This window comes from Pseudomonas sp. KCJK9016, from assembly GCF_046231795.1.
GTDB classification, from domain to species: domain Bacteria; phylum Pseudomonadota; class Gammaproteobacteria; order Pseudomonadales; family Pseudomonadaceae; genus Aquipseudomonas; species Aquipseudomonas bananamidigenes.
Genome location: NZ_JBJJMM010000025.1, coordinates 1 through 17,413, shown reverse-complemented (window position 1 = coordinate 17,413; position 17,413 = coordinate 1). Strand labels below are relative to the sequence as shown.

Below are 17,413 nucleotides of genomic sequence, written 5' to 3'. Positions count from 1 at the left end.
TGCGTTATTCCCTAGTCATAGTTGATGTGCACCTTGGTATGCGCCGGCGCCGCCCGATGAATCAGGCACTCAAGTGCCGAGCCCGGATTCACGCCAAAGCGCTCGCCCCAGTAACTCGCGCCGAAACGCCGGCCGAGCAGCAAGCGGCCGCCGGTGTTGAGCGTCCACATGAACTGCGCTTCCCAGGTGCCCCAATGCGCCGCGCCGAAGCGCGAGCGGCCCATGCGCGGGGCTTCGAGTTCGGTGATGGTGGCGTTGGGGTAACCCTGGCTTCTGGCGATTTCCAGGTAGTAGCCGACGGCCTGGCTGCCGACCGCGAGCAAGCGGCGGCGCACGGCGAGACGACGGTCATCGAACAGCGGTGTGGCGCCCAGGCACGGGTCGGGCAGGTTCATCACCTGTTCCCAGTCCGGCACCAGCTCGCTGACGCCGGCCGGGTCCATTTCGTTGAGCAGGTCGGCGGCGCGGGCATCGAGACGTGCCAGTTCGGCTGCGACGCCTTGCAGTACCTCATCCAGCTCCGGCACCCGCTCCGGGTCCCATGCCGGGCCACTGGGCAGCAGTGCGCGAAGCTGCGCCTGATATTGCGCAGCGGTTCTTATGCCCCCCATACGCAACCTCCGAAGGTGAGCAGTTCGCTTTGACCGGCAGGCACGTCAGCGGCCGGCGCGGTCAAGGTGTGATCGTACTCACCGCCGGCGCTGCTGATGGCTTCGCGGATATGACTGATCAGCAACGGCACGCCGAGATCGGCTTCACGGTTGTGCAGGTCGCGCAGCTGCGCTTCGACAGCGGCGCGCACGGCGGTGGTGTCCGGGTTGACGCTCTTGAAGCGGTACACCACCGGCACTTGAATCGGTCGCTGCACATGCACTTCCGCCGTCACCGGTCGCAGCGGTTCGATGTAGTCCTGGACTTGCGCCAGTTGCTCGTCGTTGGGCACCGGTTGCGGATCTTCATCACGCATGATGAACACCGTCACCGTGCCCGGCCCGAGCAGGCCACCACGGCACCAGGCCCGAGTTACGCCCGGCACTTCCAGCGCCCAGGTTTCATAGTCGCTGGCCGAACCGCCGTGGGGGATCACGCGATAGGAGCGGATCACCCGCGAACGCAGCGATTCCAGGCTTTCCCGCGCCACACCGCCGCTGAGACCCGGCGCCAGCACGACAAAGCTGTTGCCGACTACGCCGCTCACCGGCTGCACCGGAGTCAGCGCCAGCCCGGCATCGGCATTGCCGAGACTGCCCGCCTCCAGCGCCGCGATGGTGGTGGTGTTGCTGCCATTGACCGTAGTGCGTGCGGCGGTGACTTTGTAGGTGCGGCCATCGCTCGATTGCAGCAGCGTATCGACGTCCAGCACCGCGCCTGCGGTGGCGGTAAAACTGACGCTGCCGGTGGCGACCTGCGCCGGTTTGCGCGGCTGGTTCAGGCGCAGCGCGGCGATGCGTTCCAGGGTCGACTCGTCGGCGGTGTCGGGCAGAATCTGCTCGGCGATCCAGTCAAGGTAGCCATACAGACCGTAAGCGGCCCCACCAACGGTACGGGCCAGGACTTGCGCATCGGACTGGCGCAGCGAATCGCCGGCCAGGTCGCTTTGGGTGCGCTTGATCAGCACCGGCAGCGAAGGGGTTTCAAACGGCATAGATCACCTGCCAACTGTTATCGGGGTTGATGTCCAGGCGTTCGCCGTCGGCCAGGGTCAGGACCGTACGCAGGTTCAGGCGCTGGGCGTCGAGGCGTTCGCTGATGATGTCGATGGCGCTGCAATGGCCGTCGTCGATCAGCCATTGCAGGGCTTCGCGGGCATAGAACTCGGCGTCCATCTGGGTCTGCCGGGTCAACTTGACCCGACGCAGCAGCCACAGCCGCGAGCCGATGCGGTCGTCGGCTACGGTGGGAAAGGTGTCGCCCCACCAGCCGTAACGTTCCTCGTCATCAAGAGCATCGTCGTCGGCAGCACGGCGCCAGGTGAACAGGCTGATCAACACCGAGCGTGTCAGCGCGGCATGGAGGTTCTGGCTGAAAAGCATCACTGACCTCCCGCCGGCACGCCGGTCTGGCCGCTGCCGCCCTGCACGCCGCCATGCACGTGCTTGATCTGGCTGATGCCGCCGGCCACTTGGTCGCCCTGGGAAACGATCTTGCCGGTCTGGTTGATCACCGGCGTCTCGAAGTTCACGGCGGTGATGGCGCGGATGTTGAGCGTGGCGGTTTCGATGTCGATGATCCGCCCGCGCCTGAAGTGGATCTTGTCACCTTCGTCGGTGTAGATCGCCACTTCGCCGGCCGCCAGCGATTGCAGGCGATAACGGCGGTCAGCGACCACCAGCGCGATGGCGTGGGAACGGTCGCCGCCAAGAAAGGTGACGACGCCTTCGGCACCGGCCAGCGGGTGGCTGGTGAAGCCGTAGGGTTCGAAGTGCTCCATGTCGTCGTTCACTTCACCGGCGGTGAGGCGCATTTGCAGCGATTGCAGCTTGGAGGCCGAACTGGCGAGCACGACAGTGCCGCGCGCCAGCAGGCGTGTCAGTAGGCTCATAGGGTTTTCCTTGGAGGGCGGTGTCGGGCTCAGGTCTTTTTCGGGGGAGTCGGGTTCGCGTCGAAGGTATGCGGTGGCGCCACTTGCAGGGTGGTCACCGAACCTTGCGCCGACAGCGAATACGTCACCTTGGAAATCAGCATGTCTTCATCGAACCCGAACACCGGATCCTTGACCCGCACCAGGGTGTTGTGACGCCACAGGTCACCGTTGGACTGACGCCAGCCCTGTACCTGATAAGTCGTGGTCAGCGCCCGGCCCATACGCGTCGCGCTCTCCCATTGGGCCCGTTGCTGGGCCAGTTCGAACGTCAGTTGCGAGCCTTCGTTGATGATCGTGGTGCGCCGACGCTTGAAGCTCAGGTCGGTCGCCGTCGATTCCACTTCGCTGACCGCCGCCCCGCTCTTCTTGTCGTTGCCCTTCTGCTGGCCGATCACCCGGTATTCGGAAAACACCTGGCTGAAATCCATCGGCGCATTGGCCGAGAGAATGTTCTTGCCCAGCTCCAGTGCATCGCTGGCGCGGCCGGCGCTGCCGGGTCTGGCGAGCACCAGCCGGCCTTCGGCATCATCGGTGGAAAACACCCGGTACAGCGAAAGCAGACGGTCGATCGACTGAAACACCGTTTCACCCGGCACGATCGTGTGTTTGCTCAGGCGTGCGGTCTCGGGAATTTCGTTGACCACCATCAACGCATACTCCATGGCCAGGGCCTGGACGATGCTCAGCAGCGACTGATCCTGCCATTGGCCAGGGATGTTTCGCGCCGCACAGTCCACCAGATCCTGGGTCTTGGAACTGCCTTCGATGCTCAGGCTGATCTGTCGCCCGTCATAACTGATCGGGGCCTTGAACACATAACCGGTGAGCACCAGATCCTGGCCGATCCGCACTTCGCACGGGTCACCGGCCTTGATCCGCTGATCCACGGTCTGCCCCGGCCATTGCCAGGTGATGTCAAGTTTGAAGGTGCGGAACTGGCGCTCCAGGTCCGCCGTGATTTCCACGCTTTTCCAGCCACCGTATTCCATGTCGCCGACAGTCAGCGTGACGCGGTTGTCAGTCTCGTTCATGACTCACTCCCTGGAAACCTTGACTTCGTTGGGTGAGAAGCTCGGATGAGACAGACCATTGCGCTGAATGACCTCGGTCACCCGAGTGGCGTCGCCAAACTGCTTGTAGGCCACGACCAGCGCCGGAAAGGTTTCCTGGAAGGTTTTGCTGACCAGTCGCACACCGGACGAAGCCACGGCCTTGAGGTGCGCGATCAGCGCTTCCTTCACATCCGCGATGGCCTGGTAGTGCGCGGGATCGGCCTTATCCTGGGCCTTTTGCAGCGCTTCGATCAGCTCTTTTTGCAGCGCTTGCAGATCGTCGGTGACCGGCACTTCCTGACGGCTGACCGGCTGTTTCGACTGTTGGTCCAGCGAAGGCGTCGACGACAGTTTCACCGGCGTCGACGCCACTGGCATCGAGGCTACCCATTGCGCCGCTTTGACGATCAGGGTGTCCTGCACCAGATTGGCCAGGGCCTGCGCCGCAGCGGTGGTGTCCTTGCCGGTGGTGATCTTCGGTGCGTCGGCCTTGCGGATGGCTTCGATCTGTTGGGACACGTCGGCAATCACGCCACGGTAGCCCTCCTTCGCGAATGCCTTCAGCTCTTTGATATCGCCGAGCAAGCCCTTGAACTCCGCAGCCACTTCCTTGGGCAGTTCCTTGACGGCCCTGACCAGTTCGGTGATCTGCTTGTACTGCGCGATCAGCGGCTTGAGCTGCTCCTTGATCACGTCATACACGCCGGTGAGGCTGTTGCGCAGGTTGGCGATGCCGATCCGCGCCGCCTTGATCAGGGTCATCGCCTGTTCGAAGCGCGCCACCGCCGACCCGAGCAAACCGTCAGCCTTGATCAGCAGGACTTTTTGCGTGCTGACCGTCGCCGTCGGAAACGGCAGCGGCCGGTCCGGGTAGAATTTCAAGGAGAAAGTCACCATCCCGCCGTCCTGGCGGGTGTGGGTCATGTCGCACTCGCCGACCTTGACCTGCAAGCGGCCCAGCCACGGATGCACCAGCTCGCCGCTGCCCTGTTCCAAAGCCTGGAGCAGCTTGTCGCGCTGCTCCAGGCAATCGGCACCGATGATGAACGCCGTCAGGTCGTGGGTCTTGGCCTGCTGGCCGAGATCCTCGAAAAACGGCAGATCCCGTTGCGGATACTCATGCAACTGCCCCTTGCGGCCGACCGGGGTTTTCGCCTGGTCGATCCAGAAGCCGACACCCCGGAAGGATGCCGGCAACAAACGGTCACGCCAGTTCATTGGAACCTCCTGCCGACAGCGAGCGATAGCCGATGCGCGAACTGAGCGCCAGCCCCGGTTGATTGGTTTGCGGTTGATCGGTGCGCAGCCCCGCCGGCGCGTTTTCGAAGCGCACCGTCAGGCCGCCTTCGAGTTGCGTGCGGTTGTTGGCGGCGCTTTGCTGGATCAGGGCGCCAGAGGTCTGCGGCAAAGAACCGCCCTTCAGCGTGCTGCCACCCTCGGCTTTCGGGCTGGCACCGAAGAATGCCGGCGCCAGTTCGCCCTTGCCTTCGGCATTGGTCTGACGCTGCGCTTCAGTCAGGGTTTCGACCTTGCCGGTCACCTTGGCGATCAGCCCGGCGAAGCCGCCATCGAACAGTTCCTTGATCGGTGCGATGACGGTTTGCAGCTTTTGCCACAGCTCGCCGAACCATTCGGTGATCGGGCCCCAGTTCTTGATGATCTGCCCCAACGGTGTCCATTCGAACATGTTGTGCAGGAACTCCAGCACCGGCGCTGCCAACGCTTGCACCACGCCCCATAGCGCCGAAAACACTTCGCTGATCGGCTGCCAGTACTGCGCGATCTGCTCCAGCGGCGACCATTCGAACAGGCTCTGGAAGAAGCTTTTGATCTGTTGCGCCGACGCTTGCAGCGCGGCCCAGACTGGCTCGAAAAAGGTCACGACGCTGCCCCAGTTGTTGACGAGCATCCCCAACGGGGAATAGTCGAACAGCGTGCCGAAGAAGTCCTTGATAGCTTGCGCCGCCGGTTGCAACGCCGCCCAGATCGAGGCGAAAAAACCGGTGATCGCGCCCCAGTTGTTGACGATCATCCCCAGCGGCGTCCAGTCGAACAGCCCCTTGAGGAACGACATCACCGGCACACTCAAAGCCTTGAGCAACTCCCAGATCGCCGAAAAAAGACCGGTCAACGGCCCCCAGTTTTCCAGGATCAGGCCCGCAGGCGACCATGAGAAAACCGACGTGAAGAAGTCGATCACCGGAGCGGTAACCGCTTTGACCTTTTCCCAGATCCCGGAAAAGAAACCCGTGACCGGTTCCCAAAGCGCTGCCAGTGTTTCCAGCGGTCGCCAGTCGAGTACCGAGCGCAACGTCACCATTGCACTGGCTCCGGCGTTTTTGACACCGTCCCACAATCCGGTGAAGAACGCGGAAATCGGTGTCCAGTTGGCCACGATCAGTCCGGCCGCCACGGCAATGCCCATGGCGATCAACATGATCGGATTGGTCTTGAGCACCATGCTCATGACGTCCATCACCTGGGTCATACCGGTGACGGCGGTTTGCATGGCGGAAAACGCAATCGCCCCCGCCGCCAGTCCTTCGACCAGTTTCGGGTTGTCGGCGAGCAGGCTGCCGACCTGGGTCAGCACCGGCTCCAGCCCGACCACCAATGCGCCCACTGCCGGCACCAGTGCGGCGTCCACTGCAGCGGAGACCTTTTCCATGGACGCACTGAACACGTTCATGTTTTGTTCCGCAGCCTTTGGCGTGGCAGGCAGGTCGACGGTTTTCGCCGTCTCGCTGACCTCGGTCAACTTGCCCTGGAAGGCGGCGGCGGATTTGATGCCGTCCACGAACGGCGTGATCACGCTGCCGCCCTTGAACAGACCGCTGATGTCCAGTTTGCCGAGGCCGATCTGTTCGAGGTTTTTCTTGAAACTCTCGACCTTTACTCGCAGGGCACCGAGTTTGGGCGACAGTTCATCGATGCCCGTCAGCAGCACCGAGGTTTTCTCTTTCTTTTCTTCGTCTGCCATCACTGCACCTGCTGCATCGCATTGATCCGTTGCGCGTGCTCCAGCGATTCGCGAAGCACATCCAGTGGCCTGGCCATCATCTGTTCGGGGTCAACCTTCCAGAACCAGGCCAGGTCATAGGCGACCGCGATCAGGTCGGTGATGGCTCCGACGCCGCACTCATGAAAAAACTCGCAACGGCCCAGCTCAGCGCGTTGAGGTCAGCCAGGTCCAGCTGGTTGACCGACGACGGCGGAATGCCGGCGCACACGGCGATATATTTGGCCGCCACGTCCATGTCGAGGCTGACTTCTTCGCTCTTGTCGATCTTGTACGGCAGCGCCTTGATCGCTCGTACCTCCTGCACCGTCGGACGGCGCAGGACGAGTTCGGTCAGGGGCTCGCCGTGAGCTTCGATCGCAACCTGAAGCTTCACGGCGCCGCTCATTGCCAGGTCCCCTTGATGCCTTCGAATTTCAGCTCGATGGTGGCGTCATCGCCCTTGGAGACTGGCTCTTCGACCAGGTAGGCACCGGCCAGTACGTAGACTTTACCGTTGCTGAATTCGCAGGTGACGGTGATGTCGGTGCCTTCGATCAGCTTCTTCAGCGGGAAGTCGGCGGTGTGCAGCGCAGTCACCTTGAACGACGGCGCGATGTCGGTCTCCTTGTAGAAACCCGGCACGACGGTTTCGCGTTTGACGGCCATCAGCGGGGCTTCGCAGCCGCCATTGATGGTCAGTTGTGCACCGTCGACCTTGACGTAGCAGGTGCCTGCAATCAGTTGACCCATGGTGTTACTCCCTTCAAATAAAAAGCCCACGCAAGGTGGGCCGAATCACAGTGTCAAACGGGCCGATCAGGCGACGTCGTCGTACTGCAGACGGAACTGGTTGAGCAGTGCGAACACGCGCAGACCGTTGATGTAATCCGGCGGGAACAGCACGTTCACGCGGCTCGGGTCCTGCACGTCGCGCTCGACGATCAGGTGCTCGGCGAACAGCTCGGCGTTTTCCACGTGGCCTTCCAGTTCGAGCTTGGCGTACTGGGCGATCAGCTCACCGCGAATGGTCGCCGGGGTGACGATCGGCTGACCGGCACCGAAGCGCGTGCCGTCGGAAGCCAGTTTGTGGCGACCGTACTTGCTGGTGATCACGCTTTGCAGACGACGCACGATGTACGCCGACTGGTGCATGGTTTCGCTGTCCAGGTACGAGTTGTCGGCCTGGCCGTAGGCGTTCTTCTGGTAGGTGGTGATCGAGCGCTGGATACGCACGTAGCCGCCTTCGTAATACGCGGTGGCGATGCCGTAGTTGAGCAGCGACTGACGCTCGGTCAGGGTGAAGCGCTCGCTGGCCGGTGCCGGATCGACGCCCGGCAGGCTGCCGCTCTGGGTCGGACGGCTGGCGTCGGCAGAGATGAACACGGCGGTGCGTGCAGCCAGTGCAGCGGCTTGTACCCACACCGGTTGCGGAACGCCCGGCTCCAGCGCCTGAATGGTCATGTGCTGGTCGTTGCGCGCCTGACCGGCGGCCACCAGAGTGCCGACGGTGCCGCGCTTGGCACTGTAGACATGACCGAACAGTTGCTTGGCCCACGACCAGCGACCGGTGCTGTCGTCCATCACCGCCTGCCAGGTGTTGAGGGTGGCCAGGTCGGACCATGGCAGCGCGATGAATTCGAACGGCTCATCGCCCAGTGCCGCAACGGCAGCCACTTGATCCGGTACACCGACGCCGCCGGTCATGGCGGTGATGGCGGTGGTCAGGCCTGCCGGGGTTTCTTCGCCGTTGCTCTTGCCCAGGCGGTTGAATTGCAGGCTGATGTCGTTGCCGCTTTCGCCGGTCCATTTGGCGTTCAGGGTGACAACACCTTCAGCGGCGGCTGCGCTCACCGGCAGATCGGCGGTGGCATTGATTTTCTGTGCCAGAGCGGTGGCCGCCTGGGCTGCAGTGGCACCGTTGACCACGTTGGCCTGCACTCGCACACCGCCGACATACAGGTTGAGCACACCGGCCTGAGTCGCGGTGCCGGTCAGGGTCAGCACGCCTTTGGCGATGGCGCCGGTGGCGTTGTGCAGCGGCAGGCACCAGATCTCACCGATCGGGTCGGCCTTGCGGAAAGTCTCGTACATCGACGCCAGCATCGAGCCCTGGCCGCCAATGCTCTTGGCCAGTGCCACGCTGGAAACCAGCACCAGTTTGCCGGTTTCGCTCGGGGCGATGTTGTCGTTGACCTGCGCCACGATCAGACGGCGCATGGACGAGGACGCGCTATTGGCGGCCGAGTTGTCCATTTCGGCATAGAACAGCGGTACACGTATGTCCGCGGGGATGTTGCTGAATCCGATCGCCATTATTTGGCTCCCTTTTGTTTGGCTGTTGCGGTTTTGAGGGTGATATCGCCGTCGGCCAGACGCCGGCGCCACCAGGCGCTGTCCAGCACTTCACGGCCCTCCAGGGGCAGCAGGTCGCCGGCTTCCGGGTCCGGCACGGCACGGCCGGCGGCCGGCACTACGGTGATGCGGTTGCTCATGGGGTTACGTCTCCAGAGAAAGTCATTTCCACGCGCCCGTCAGGGCCCGGGTGTTTCAGGTTGGGGTCGGCCGGATCGATCGCATCGACCCGCACGGTGACCCCGGTAAAGGACGACAAACCGTCCAGTTCGCGTTCGTGCCAACTCTCCGCAGGCTGACTTGGCAGATTGCGGCCCAGCTGGAACTCGGCAAAAAAGCGCAGCCGGTAGAACGCACGGCTGCTGTTGATCGAGAGTGTTTCGCCGCCGTCGTAAACGATGGCGCTGTAGTCGGAACCGGGCTTGAAACCCACCAGCGCACGCCAGACTTCGGCGCGCAGGTCATGCAACAGATCCAGCGCTTTTGTGGCGTCCGTGGCGTCGAGCACCAGGATGATTTCGAAGCGGTCACGGATCGGCTGGCTGGCGGAGTTCTGTGCGGTGCTGGCGCCGGCCAGGTCGGCCAGCGGTAAAACATGGGCCGACGGTGTCGGCAGATTCGGGTTGCCTTGCAGCAGCACCAGGTCGACACCTGTCGCGATATGGCCGGCAAGGCTTGGGCATTGCGCACGCAGCTGCGTGAGGATCGGGGAGATCTTCATGGGGAGCGTTCCAGTGTTAGAGAGTGACGCAGGAGTGGGAGCGTATGGCGGGGCGAATCAGTCTTTGGCGTCTGCTTTCGGGTCGAGGCTGGTGGCCTCGATGACGCAGCGATAACTTTCTTCGCGCTTGCCGCTGGCGGTGACCTTTTCGATCGACCAGCGACCACGCAGGAAGTCCGGCCAGGTCTCGTCGAGCAACAGCAGGCCTTCGGCAGACAACAGCGGATTGCCCGGGCAGGTGATCTTCACCTTGTATTTTTCCCGCAGCATCTTGCGCACTTCGCCCTCACCGATGGCCCTCGCCTCCTCCTCGCTCTGGCAAGTCTGACGTACGGTCTTGTAGGGCGCCTCGCCAGTCAGCACCTCACGCATTACACCTTTGGCGTTATCCCAGAAGCTGGTTTTGCAGCCTTTGGCCTGTGCGCGGGCGGTCTCTTCAAGGGTAGCGCCGATGAACGCATGATCGCCGGGGCGATTGTTCTCGGTTACCGTCAGACGCACGTCCGCCAGTACCTTGCCCGACAGTGATTTCACCTGACCGGGCCGTGCCAGCACATACAACTCGCCCACCGGTTTGGCGATCACCTTGTACTTCTTCGCCAGACGCGTCAGGAAACCCATGTCGGTTTCGTTGGACTGGTCGATGTGATCGATCCTGATCAGCGCCAGATCCGGCGCCACCCGAGGTGAAAACCCATGGCGCGAAACCAGTTCACGAAACAGTGCACCCAGCGTGGTCGGACCATGACTGGCGGAGCGCCTCTGCTTGAAACCGGTCTCGTCGGTGGCGCTGAACGGTGCCGCAGTGGCGACCAGGGTCAGGCGAAACGGGAACAGGGTCGGTGTCAGGCGCGTCACTTTGAACTGGCCCTTATCGACCATTCCCGACTCAAGATAGCCAACCCGAAGACCGATTTTTCCACCCAGTTTTGGCAGGCCTTCAAGCCCTTCCAGATCGATCGTCAACGTCAGTTGATCAGACTCGATACCGGCGGCATCGACGTGCTCCCAACTGATCAGGCGCTGGTTGAGCAGCGCCGCGTTGGCCCCATAGATTTCCACGACCGGCGTGAATCCCTGTGCCATGCAGCCTCCTTAATCCCAGGCCGAAACCGGTTTGATTGCGGCGGGTTTCGAATCGAGTTCCGGCAGCACCACCGAGACGCCCGCAGGCAGCACCGGGCCGTGTTCGGCCAGCGTCGGGTTGAGCTGCCACAAGGCTTCTTCGGCGGCGTCATCGCTGCGACCGGTTTCGCGGTAGAGCAACAGATTCACCGAATCGCCGGCCATGCTTCGTACCTTACGCATTGTTGAACTCCGCCAGTTCGATGACCCACTTGATGACCATCGCGGTGCCGTCGTCGATGACCTCGCTCTGGTTCTCCTGGATGCTGGTGATCCGCCACAGGCCCCAATTGCGACCGATGCCGTCAATCAACGGCAGTGGTGATCTCAGTGCCTGCAGCGCACGCAGCTCATCGAGCCGGTTCATCGCCACGGCGTACATCGAGGTGCCGGAGATGGTCAGGGTTTCGGGCTTCTGCCCGGTCTGGTGGGATTTGGGTTTGCTCGTCAGGATCGGCAGTTCCGTCCAGCCGCCATCAGACTTTCGCGCCAGCGTGCTGTACGCAAAATCCCGCGACAGGCCGAAGATGAAACTGCCCAGTGCCATTTGTTGTTTCATGTACCGGCTCCGTCGGTCAGGGCTGCGTCACGGCGCGTCCCGAGTGAGTTAGCCGTCAGCAGCGGCATGAATTGGCCGTGGAACTGGCCGGACAGCTGTTGCTCGATCATCGATTGAATCTGTTGGGCAGTGTCAGGGGCAGGACAGGTGACCTGGATCAGCGGCGAGAACGAAACGCTCTGGTTCTGTGTCTGCACACTGGACAGACTTTTGGCGACGTCTGCAGGTGGAGCGAGCTTGTCTTTTTCTGATTCGGGGGCAAGTTTTTCGCCCAGCCACGAACCACCTGCGCTGCCCGCTGTGCTGCCGATGATGCCCCCCACCAAGCCACCGATCGCGGTGCCGATAACGGGAACGAAGCTACCGATCATCGCGCCCGCCACGGCGCCGGCATAACCGCCCGCCAAGCTTCCGCCCGCCGAGCCTATTGCTCCGCCGACCGCTTTGTTGTCGCCGTCCTGTATGCCTTTGAACACGTCGGGAACCGCGGTGACCAGTGTCAAAAGCGCGTTGGACTTGGTGAATCCTTTGGCTGCACTGTTCGCGTCTTTAAAGCGACTGCCCCATGTCTGGGGCGATGCATCCACATTTGCAGCCAACTTCATTTCCGCCTTCGCTCCGGCCTTTGCCTTCTCTCCCTTCTTCGGCTTTTTCGGCTTTTGCTCAGGCGAATTGGCGGAGGCGCTATTCGTAGATCCGGCAGCAACAGGTTTGCCGTCGGGTCCAACGCCGGCTGCGCGATCCACGATTTCGATGAGGGGCCCCGCTCCTGCCGTCACCAACAGCTTCGTTGCTGCATTACGCAAGGCCGAAGCCATCGCAACCTTGATTTGCGCCCCCCGGGAAACAGCAATCACCCCTACCAGTGCGAGCAGGGCTGCTGTGGCCTTTGGTTGCTCCTCGGCAAAGCTGCTTATCCCGCTGGCCACACTGTCCAGCGTTACGACCAGACCATCAACCAGATTGGTCAGCGAACTACCCAGGGCCGTGGACAATCGGGTCGCACTGGCATCAAGCGCATTCCATCGTCCTTGCGAGGTTTCACCCAGCTCCGTGGCCGTTTTGGCCACCGAACCGACGTACGCGGGTTTCGATTCCGACTTCGGGTCTTGGCCAGGAACCAGAGAAAACGCCTTCTGCACATCCTCGGGCTTCTTCAGCAATTTAACGATCGCATCATCGTTACCGAAGAGAGCCTTCGTCAGCGACTCCCGCTCTTTCTCGTCTGATTTGCCCTTGAGCGCTTCCAATAGCTGATTGATAGTCGCCGCGGCGTCCGTGCGCATCCCGCTGGCCACGGTCTCTGGTGTCAGGCCTTCAACGCCCAACTTTGCCCAGGCAACGCGCTGCTCTTGTGTTGCTGCCTCGCCCTTGGCCAATACCGCGGTGAACGCATTCAGCCCGGCGCCGGCACTGGTCTTGTCTGCGCCACTGTTGAGAAAAGCAGCGGCTAATGCCGCAATCTGTTCAGGCTTGAGCCCCGTGACCATCGCTTTTTCGCCGGAGCTCTGAACAACGGAGCCGATGTCGACGGCTTTGGCATCCAGCCCGCTGTGGCCCAGGTAGTTGCTGGCATCAGCCAGTCGCTGGCTTTGCGTGCGATCAAGCTTCATCGCCGACTGCCACGCCAGCATCATTTCGCCAGCCGTTTTTACATCAACACCGAATGCCGAGGCATTGATGGCGGCGTCACGAGCAAAACCCGTCAGTGCATCCGCTTTCTGCTTGCCCTCAAGACCATCGCCAACGCCGGACCTGGCCGCTGCCAGTTGAACCTTCAGCAGATCCACAGCGGTTGCCCCGCTCGGAGCGACCTGTTTGTCGCTGGTCATCTTCTGGGTGTCTTGCGAAAGTGTCCGAAGTTGATCCTTGTCCAGCTTCACAATCTGATTGAGTTCAAGCAGGGCCATTTGGTTGGCCATTGAGGCTTGCATGAATTTCAGCGGTGAACGCTGTTCTACCTCGGCCTTGAGTTTCGACTTCGGTTCGTTCGCCGCAGGTGCTGCAGCGCCAGTCTTGAACAAAGACTGTTGGGCGGCAAATACCTCCCGCAGCTTGACCTGTTCCTGGGTCAGTAAACGAATATCCGCACTGGCCATGGCCAGTGCCAGACTCAAATCCACCAGCGGTGTGCCGAGACTGTCGGGCGCTATCGATCCACCCGTCAGGCTGGCGCTGCCCAACGCCATGCTTCCACTCTCGCTGGCGAGCATCAGCGCATACTTCGTATCTGCCATGCCGCTCTACTCCTGTTTCACGCCAAGGCGAGTGATCGCTATGTCGTAGCGGCGCAACGCCTTTTCGGCGTCCCACTCCAGAATTTCCGCCTCACTTACCGGGTAAATGAGCGGCACGATATCGAGGATTACTTCGATGTCGCGCTCTGAAAGAAGGCCGCCGGCTGGTTTAAAAAATCGTCGATGCGCACCTGCAATTGCGTCCAGTCAGGGACGCTCATCTGGGCCAGATCGGGGATCATCAGGCCGGTGCAATGGGCAGTGATGAACTCGGCGCGTTCCTTGGCCGTTTTCAGTTTCTTCATCACTTTGGTGGCCCGCAGCGCCGGCATTTCCAGGCTCAGCGAAGTCACGGTGCGGCCGGTGACGGCAAGCGGTTGGAGCAGTTGCACCTGGTCGGGATCGTCGGATTTTTCCGCGTCTTCGACCTGGTCGAGAAAGTACGACGCCGGACGGGTCGACATCTCGTGTACGTACTGCGCAATGGTCACGTAGTCCGGGCGCTTGAGCTGGTCGAGTTCCTTGACCGACAACCCGGTGGCCAGCAGCGCCAGTTCGAAAAACTGATCGTCTTCATCGTCGCCGGCGCGTTCCAGCGCTTCTTTCTGGGCTGCGTAGAACAGCGGCTTGAGCTGGATCGATTCGATCTGCGAGCCGTCGTCGCCGGTGATCGGCGACAACAGGTCATGCTTGGGTGGCATCCACGACATGAAAGGAATTCCTTGGGTGTTCTTGAAGATCCCTGCGGGCAGGAACGCCCGCAGGGTTTGTGCACGGTCTGCCGAAAAGGCTTACGGCATCAGCACCGCACGACGGGCATCACCGAGGATGTCGACGCCGTTAAGTACGAACTTCTGGGTGCGCACGTCGATGTCGATCACCGGAATGCCGTTTTCCAGGCGGTTGTAGGTGCGGCAGGAGAAATCCAGCGTCGTCAGGGCCTTACCGCCCATTTTGATGGCGTCCTCACCCATGGTTTTGAGCTTGCCGCCGATGGTGTGATAGGTGAACCAGGTGTTGCCGTCCTGATCCTGACCGGCTTCACGCACGTTCAGCAGAATGTCGTCGCCCAGTTTCACGCCCATGGCGAGCAACACTTCGGCGCCGGTGCCCTGCAGTTTGATCTGCGCATTCAGCGGCTTGGCGCTCTTGGCCATTTCCTCGACGATGAAGCGCCCGCCCGTCATGTTCTCCATGTCGAAATCGATCTTCGGCGGGGTGAATTCCTCCACGGTCGCCGACAGCGGCAGGCCTTGCAGGGTGGCCGCGATGGCCTGTCTTACGCGGTTGGTAAACATTAGAGAACGTCCTCCAGGAACTGCTCGATGATTTCATCGCGGGCGTTGAGTTGATAAACCATGTGTTCGTTCGGCGCGTAGCGGCCGTAGTCGATGACCACGTACCAGGTGCCGTTCTTGTACTTCTCGACGCTGTTGAGTTCCGGGTGCAGGTACACGCTGCCGCCGGGAATGGTTTCGTCGGCGACCAGGGTCTGCAGCCAGTCGTTGATGCGTTTGACTTCCTGATCCATGAAGGACTTGGTCAGGTTCTTGGCCATGGCTTTCTGGCCGGCCTTCACCAGCTTGCGGCTGATGGCGTCTTCCAGACCGACATAGCTGATGAACTTGCCGGTGATCGAGCGGTTGCCCAGCAGCGAGAAGCCGCCCAGCACGGTGCGGGCGTAGTAACTGACGCCGTAGCGGTTGAGCAGATCGCCTTCGGTGGAGGTGTCGAGGATGTTGTACTCAACGACCCGGGACACGTCTTCGGCGTAGGTCACCTGGTTGCCCGGGCTTTCCCATTGCTTGACCTTGGCCAGTGCGGCAATCGCCAGGCTCGACGGCGCGAGGAACACGTTTTTCTTCGCGGCTTTCGAGTACACGGCGGGCATGTTGTGCACCACCAGGCAACGGTCGAAACCGAGGTCGGCGCCGCCCAGTTCCTGGCTGTAGGTCACCTGGTCAGCGACCGAGGCGTCCTTGCCGTCCAACACCACGCGGGCCTTGATGCGCTTGCCGAACGAGGCGAACTCGCTGGCCACTGCCTTGGTGCCGGTGAAGCCCGGCGCGCCGATGATGGTCAGGTCTTCCGGGACGCTGCCCAGTGCCGCCAGACCGAGTTTGCGGCCGGTGGCAGGCTCGATGCCGCCGATCACCGCGTTGACGGTGTCGGCCGGGGTCGCGCCCGCCTCGACGATCACCACGTACACCGGCACCTTGACCACTTTCAGGATCTGGTAAACCGCGTGGTACAGGGTGCCCTCTTCGGAACCTGTCGGATCGAGCAGCGCGTGGGTGGTGAAGCTGTTGATGCGAAACGGTGCGTTGCGCGGAATCAGCGGATCGGCTTTCGGCGCGGTGCCGACCAGACCGATGACGTTGTCACCCAGGCCACCCATGGCCTCGGGGGATTCGGTGGCATTGACGGTAATGCCGTTGTGCTCGAAGTTCAGAACCTCAGCCATATTCAGTCAGCCTTCTTGGCAGCGGCCTTCACGGCCTTGGTGGTAGGTGTTTTCAGCTCCAGTCGACCGGCGCTGTGCAGGGCACTGGCCTCGACATCAAGCAGATCGAGTTCCTGGCCGACACTCGACCAGTGCCCACCGCCGGTGGGGAATGGAACGAGCACGGTGTAGGTTTGGCGGGTTGCCATTTTTCGTTTCTCCATAAACGGGAAAGCCCCTCGTGGGGAGGGGCTTGATGGGTGTTGAATGTTTGTTTGGGGACAAGAAAACGCCCCGATGTACGGGGCGTTTATTTGAGATCAGCAGTAGGGATCGACGATGAGTCTGGCCAACCCTCGGCAAGCATTTCGTCGTGGTACTCGCCTGCCTCGATTGAGCGTAACAACGTCAATTCGCGGTCAAAACAGGCCTGTACATGCGCCCGTACTGCCTTCGCGATATCGATGATCTGCGCAGCGCCGATCTCGACAAAACCGGTCACCGTCTTGAAATTGCAGCGGTATTCCGGATCGAGGACAGCCGACAGGCCGGTACTGGCGATCAGTGCCTGGCTGTCGCGGGTTGTCTCGATTACCAATCCGTCGACAAATACTCCCGTTGCTTCACGCTTGAAACGCTCGGCGGCGACCATGGCCGACAGTTGCTCAGGCGTCATCAGGGGCGCATCCGGCGGCGAGAAATGCCATACGCCTCCTGATTCGACGGCATGCCACCCGATCAACGGGACAGGCTCTACATCATCGACGCATACAAAGACCAGCGACAGTGGGTACATCTGTGTGATGTCCCCATCCGTTACGATCTGCTCGAACACCTCACCGGCATTCACTCGAACGTAAACACTCATGTCCATTCCTCGATTTCAATCCAACCGTCGCCGCCGTCGCCGCCCTTCAAGTTGGACGGATAAGAAGGCTGCGCTACTGCGCCGCCGCCCCCCGCGCCCGGAGTGAGTGCAGCGATTCCATTTCCGCTTTGCGAAATAGAGTTGCCGCCAGCTCCCCAACGACTCGCGCCGCCCTCGCCAGATACGACAAACGTAGTCAAGGGGCCAAACAAAGCACCACCACCCGCCCCCCAGGTATTTACGAGGGTTCCCCCGGTTGCAAGCTCGGAGTTTGGCGTGCGCCCCTGATATGTCGGCGGCGCGGCGTTGGCTCCAACTCCCCCACCATAACCACCTGGCGCTGCCGCAAAATAGCCAAAGGCCGTGGTTCCACCACTGCCGCCCCTGGCCGCAAGCACCCCCAAGCCCCCTTTGCCGATTGTCACCAGAACACCGTCAAATCCGCTGGTAATCCAGGTGTCGAAGTACGCA

At 61.7% G+C, this 17,413-nt stretch carries 21 protein-coding genes and 1 pseudogene; all 22 read right to left on the bottom strand.

Translation table 11 applies throughout. From position 1 onward, the window contains the following. Positions 1 to 11 precede the first annotated feature (11 nt). Positions 12 to 611 carry a YmfQ family protein gene (locus ACK6BI_RS21805; protein ID WP_409318676.1) on the bottom strand — a complete coding sequence of 200 codons (600 nt, stop codon included), beginning with the start codon at positions 609 to 611 and terminating at the stop codon, positions 12 to 14. Further along, positions 599 to 1,645, bottom strand: a complete 1,047-nt coding sequence (locus tag ACK6BI_RS21800; RefSeq protein WP_409318675.1) for a baseplate J/gp47 family protein — start codon at positions 1,643 to 1,645, stop codon at positions 599 to 601. Before ACK6BI_RS21800 ends, ACK6BI_RS21805 begins: the two co-directional genes overlap by 13 nt. Beyond that, positions 1,635 to 2,033: a phage GP46 family protein gene (locus ACK6BI_RS21795; protein ID WP_085712882.1), complete on the bottom strand. Its 399-nt coding sequence runs from the start codon at positions 2,031 to 2,033 to the stop codon at positions 1,635 to 1,637. The genes ACK6BI_RS21800 and ACK6BI_RS21795 overlap by 11 nt, the downstream gene beginning before the upstream one ends. Further along, on the bottom strand, positions 2,033 to 2,542 hold the full coding sequence (locus tag ACK6BI_RS21790; protein WP_409318674.1) for a phage baseplate assembly protein V: 510 nt from the start codon (positions 2,540 to 2,542) through the stop codon (positions 2,033 to 2,035). Before ACK6BI_RS21790 ends, ACK6BI_RS21795 begins: the two co-directional genes overlap by 1 nt. Positions 2,543 to 2,571: 29 nt before the next feature. Next, positions 2,572 to 3,615 (bottom strand): phage baseplate assembly protein, encoded by a 1,044-nt coding sequence (locus tag ACK6BI_RS21785; protein ID WP_409318673.1) that lies wholly within the window; start codon positions 3,613 to 3,615, stop codon positions 2,572 to 2,574. Between the two features lie 3 nt (positions 3,616 to 3,618). Further along, entirely contained in the window at positions 3,619 to 4,854 is a 1,236-nt protein-coding gene (locus ACK6BI_RS21780) for a DNA circularization protein (RefSeq protein WP_409318672.1), read from the bottom strand. After that, a complete protein-coding gene (locus ACK6BI_RS21775) occupies positions 4,841 to 6,616 on the bottom strand; it encodes a phage tail protein (RefSeq protein WP_409318671.1) in 1,776 nt (591 codons plus the stop codon). The genes ACK6BI_RS21780 and ACK6BI_RS21775 overlap by 14 nt, the downstream gene beginning before the upstream one ends. Positions 6,617 to 6,746: 130 nt before the next feature. After that, positions 6,747 to 7,043: a phage tail assembly protein gene (locus ACK6BI_RS21770; protein ID WP_003222226.1), complete on the bottom strand. Its 297-nt coding sequence runs from the start codon at positions 7,041 to 7,043 to the stop codon at positions 6,747 to 6,749. Next, positions 7,040 to 7,387, bottom strand: coding sequence for a phage tail tube protein (locus tag ACK6BI_RS21765; protein WP_007908779.1), 348 nt, complete (start codon positions 7,385 to 7,387; stop codon positions 7,040 to 7,042). The genes ACK6BI_RS21770 and ACK6BI_RS21765 overlap by 4 nt, the downstream gene beginning before the upstream one ends. Before the next feature lie 66 nt (positions 7,388 to 7,453). Beyond that, the gene (locus tag ACK6BI_RS21760) at positions 7,454 to 8,950 is read right to left on the bottom strand and encodes a phage tail sheath subtilisin-like domain-containing protein (RefSeq protein WP_409318670.1); all 1,497 of its coding nucleotides are present in this window, start codon (positions 8,948 to 8,950) and stop codon (positions 7,454 to 7,456) included. Further along, positions 8,950 to 9,129, bottom strand: a complete 180-nt coding sequence (locus ACK6BI_RS21755) for a DUF2635 domain-containing protein (protein WP_007954893.1) — start codon at positions 9,127 to 9,129, stop codon at positions 8,950 to 8,952. Before ACK6BI_RS21755 ends, ACK6BI_RS21760 begins: the two co-directional genes overlap by 1 nt. Continuing rightward, positions 9,126 to 9,710, bottom strand: a complete 585-nt coding sequence (locus ACK6BI_RS21750; RefSeq protein WP_409318669.1) for a hypothetical protein — start codon at positions 9,708 to 9,710, stop codon at positions 9,126 to 9,128. Before ACK6BI_RS21750 ends, ACK6BI_RS21755 begins: the two co-directional genes overlap by 4 nt. A 57-nt stretch (positions 9,711 to 9,767) precedes the next feature. Then, entirely contained in the window at positions 9,768 to 10,796 is a 1,029-nt protein-coding gene (locus ACK6BI_RS21745; protein ID WP_409318668.1) for a phage late control D family protein, read from the bottom strand. A gap of 9 nt (positions 10,797 to 10,805) precedes the next feature. Further along, a complete protein-coding gene (locus tag ACK6BI_RS21740; protein ID WP_409318667.1) occupies positions 10,806 to 11,018 on the bottom strand; it encodes a tail protein X in 213 nt (70 codons plus the stop codon). Continuing rightward, positions 11,011 to 11,394 (bottom strand): phage tail protein, encoded by a 384-nt coding sequence (locus tag ACK6BI_RS21735; protein ID WP_409318666.1) that lies wholly within the window; start codon positions 11,392 to 11,394, stop codon positions 11,011 to 11,013. Before ACK6BI_RS21735 ends, ACK6BI_RS21740 begins: the two co-directional genes overlap by 8 nt. Beyond that, positions 11,391 to 13,631 (bottom strand): phage tail tape measure protein, encoded by a 2,241-nt coding sequence (locus ACK6BI_RS21730; protein ID WP_409318665.1) that lies wholly within the window; start codon positions 13,629 to 13,631, stop codon positions 11,391 to 11,393. The genes ACK6BI_RS21735 and ACK6BI_RS21730 overlap by 4 nt, the downstream gene beginning before the upstream one ends. Before the next feature lie 128 nt (positions 13,632 to 13,759). Then, positions 13,760 to 14,341 carry a phage tail assembly protein gene (locus tag ACK6BI_RS21725; protein ID WP_409318664.1) on the bottom strand — a complete coding sequence of 194 codons (582 nt, stop codon included), beginning with the start codon at positions 14,339 to 14,341 and terminating at the stop codon, positions 13,760 to 13,762. 81 nt (positions 14,342 to 14,422) lie between these two features. After that, a complete protein-coding gene (locus ACK6BI_RS21720; protein WP_007908799.1) occupies positions 14,423 to 14,929 on the bottom strand; it encodes a phage major tail tube protein in 507 nt (168 codons plus the stop codon). After that, positions 14,929 to 16,095, bottom strand: a complete 1,167-nt coding sequence (locus tag ACK6BI_RS21715) for a phage tail protein (protein WP_065259222.1) — start codon at positions 16,093 to 16,095, stop codon at positions 14,929 to 14,931. Before ACK6BI_RS21715 ends, ACK6BI_RS21720 begins: the two co-directional genes overlap by 1 nt. 2 nt (positions 16,096 to 16,097) lie before the next feature. Continuing rightward, on the bottom strand, positions 16,098 to 16,283 hold the full coding sequence (locus ACK6BI_RS21710) for a hypothetical protein (RefSeq protein ID WP_039771239.1): 186 nt from the start codon (positions 16,281 to 16,283) through the stop codon (positions 16,098 to 16,100). 101 nt (positions 16,284 to 16,384) lie between these two features. Beyond that, entirely contained in the window at positions 16,385 to 16,942 is a 558-nt protein-coding gene (locus ACK6BI_RS21705; RefSeq protein WP_409318663.1) for a DUF4376 domain-containing protein, read from the bottom strand. Then, positions 16,939 to 17,413, bottom strand: a pseudogene (locus ACK6BI_RS21700) (hypothetical protein); the annotation flags it as partial. The gene ACK6BI_RS21705 and the pseudogene ACK6BI_RS21700, both read right to left, overlap by 4 nt.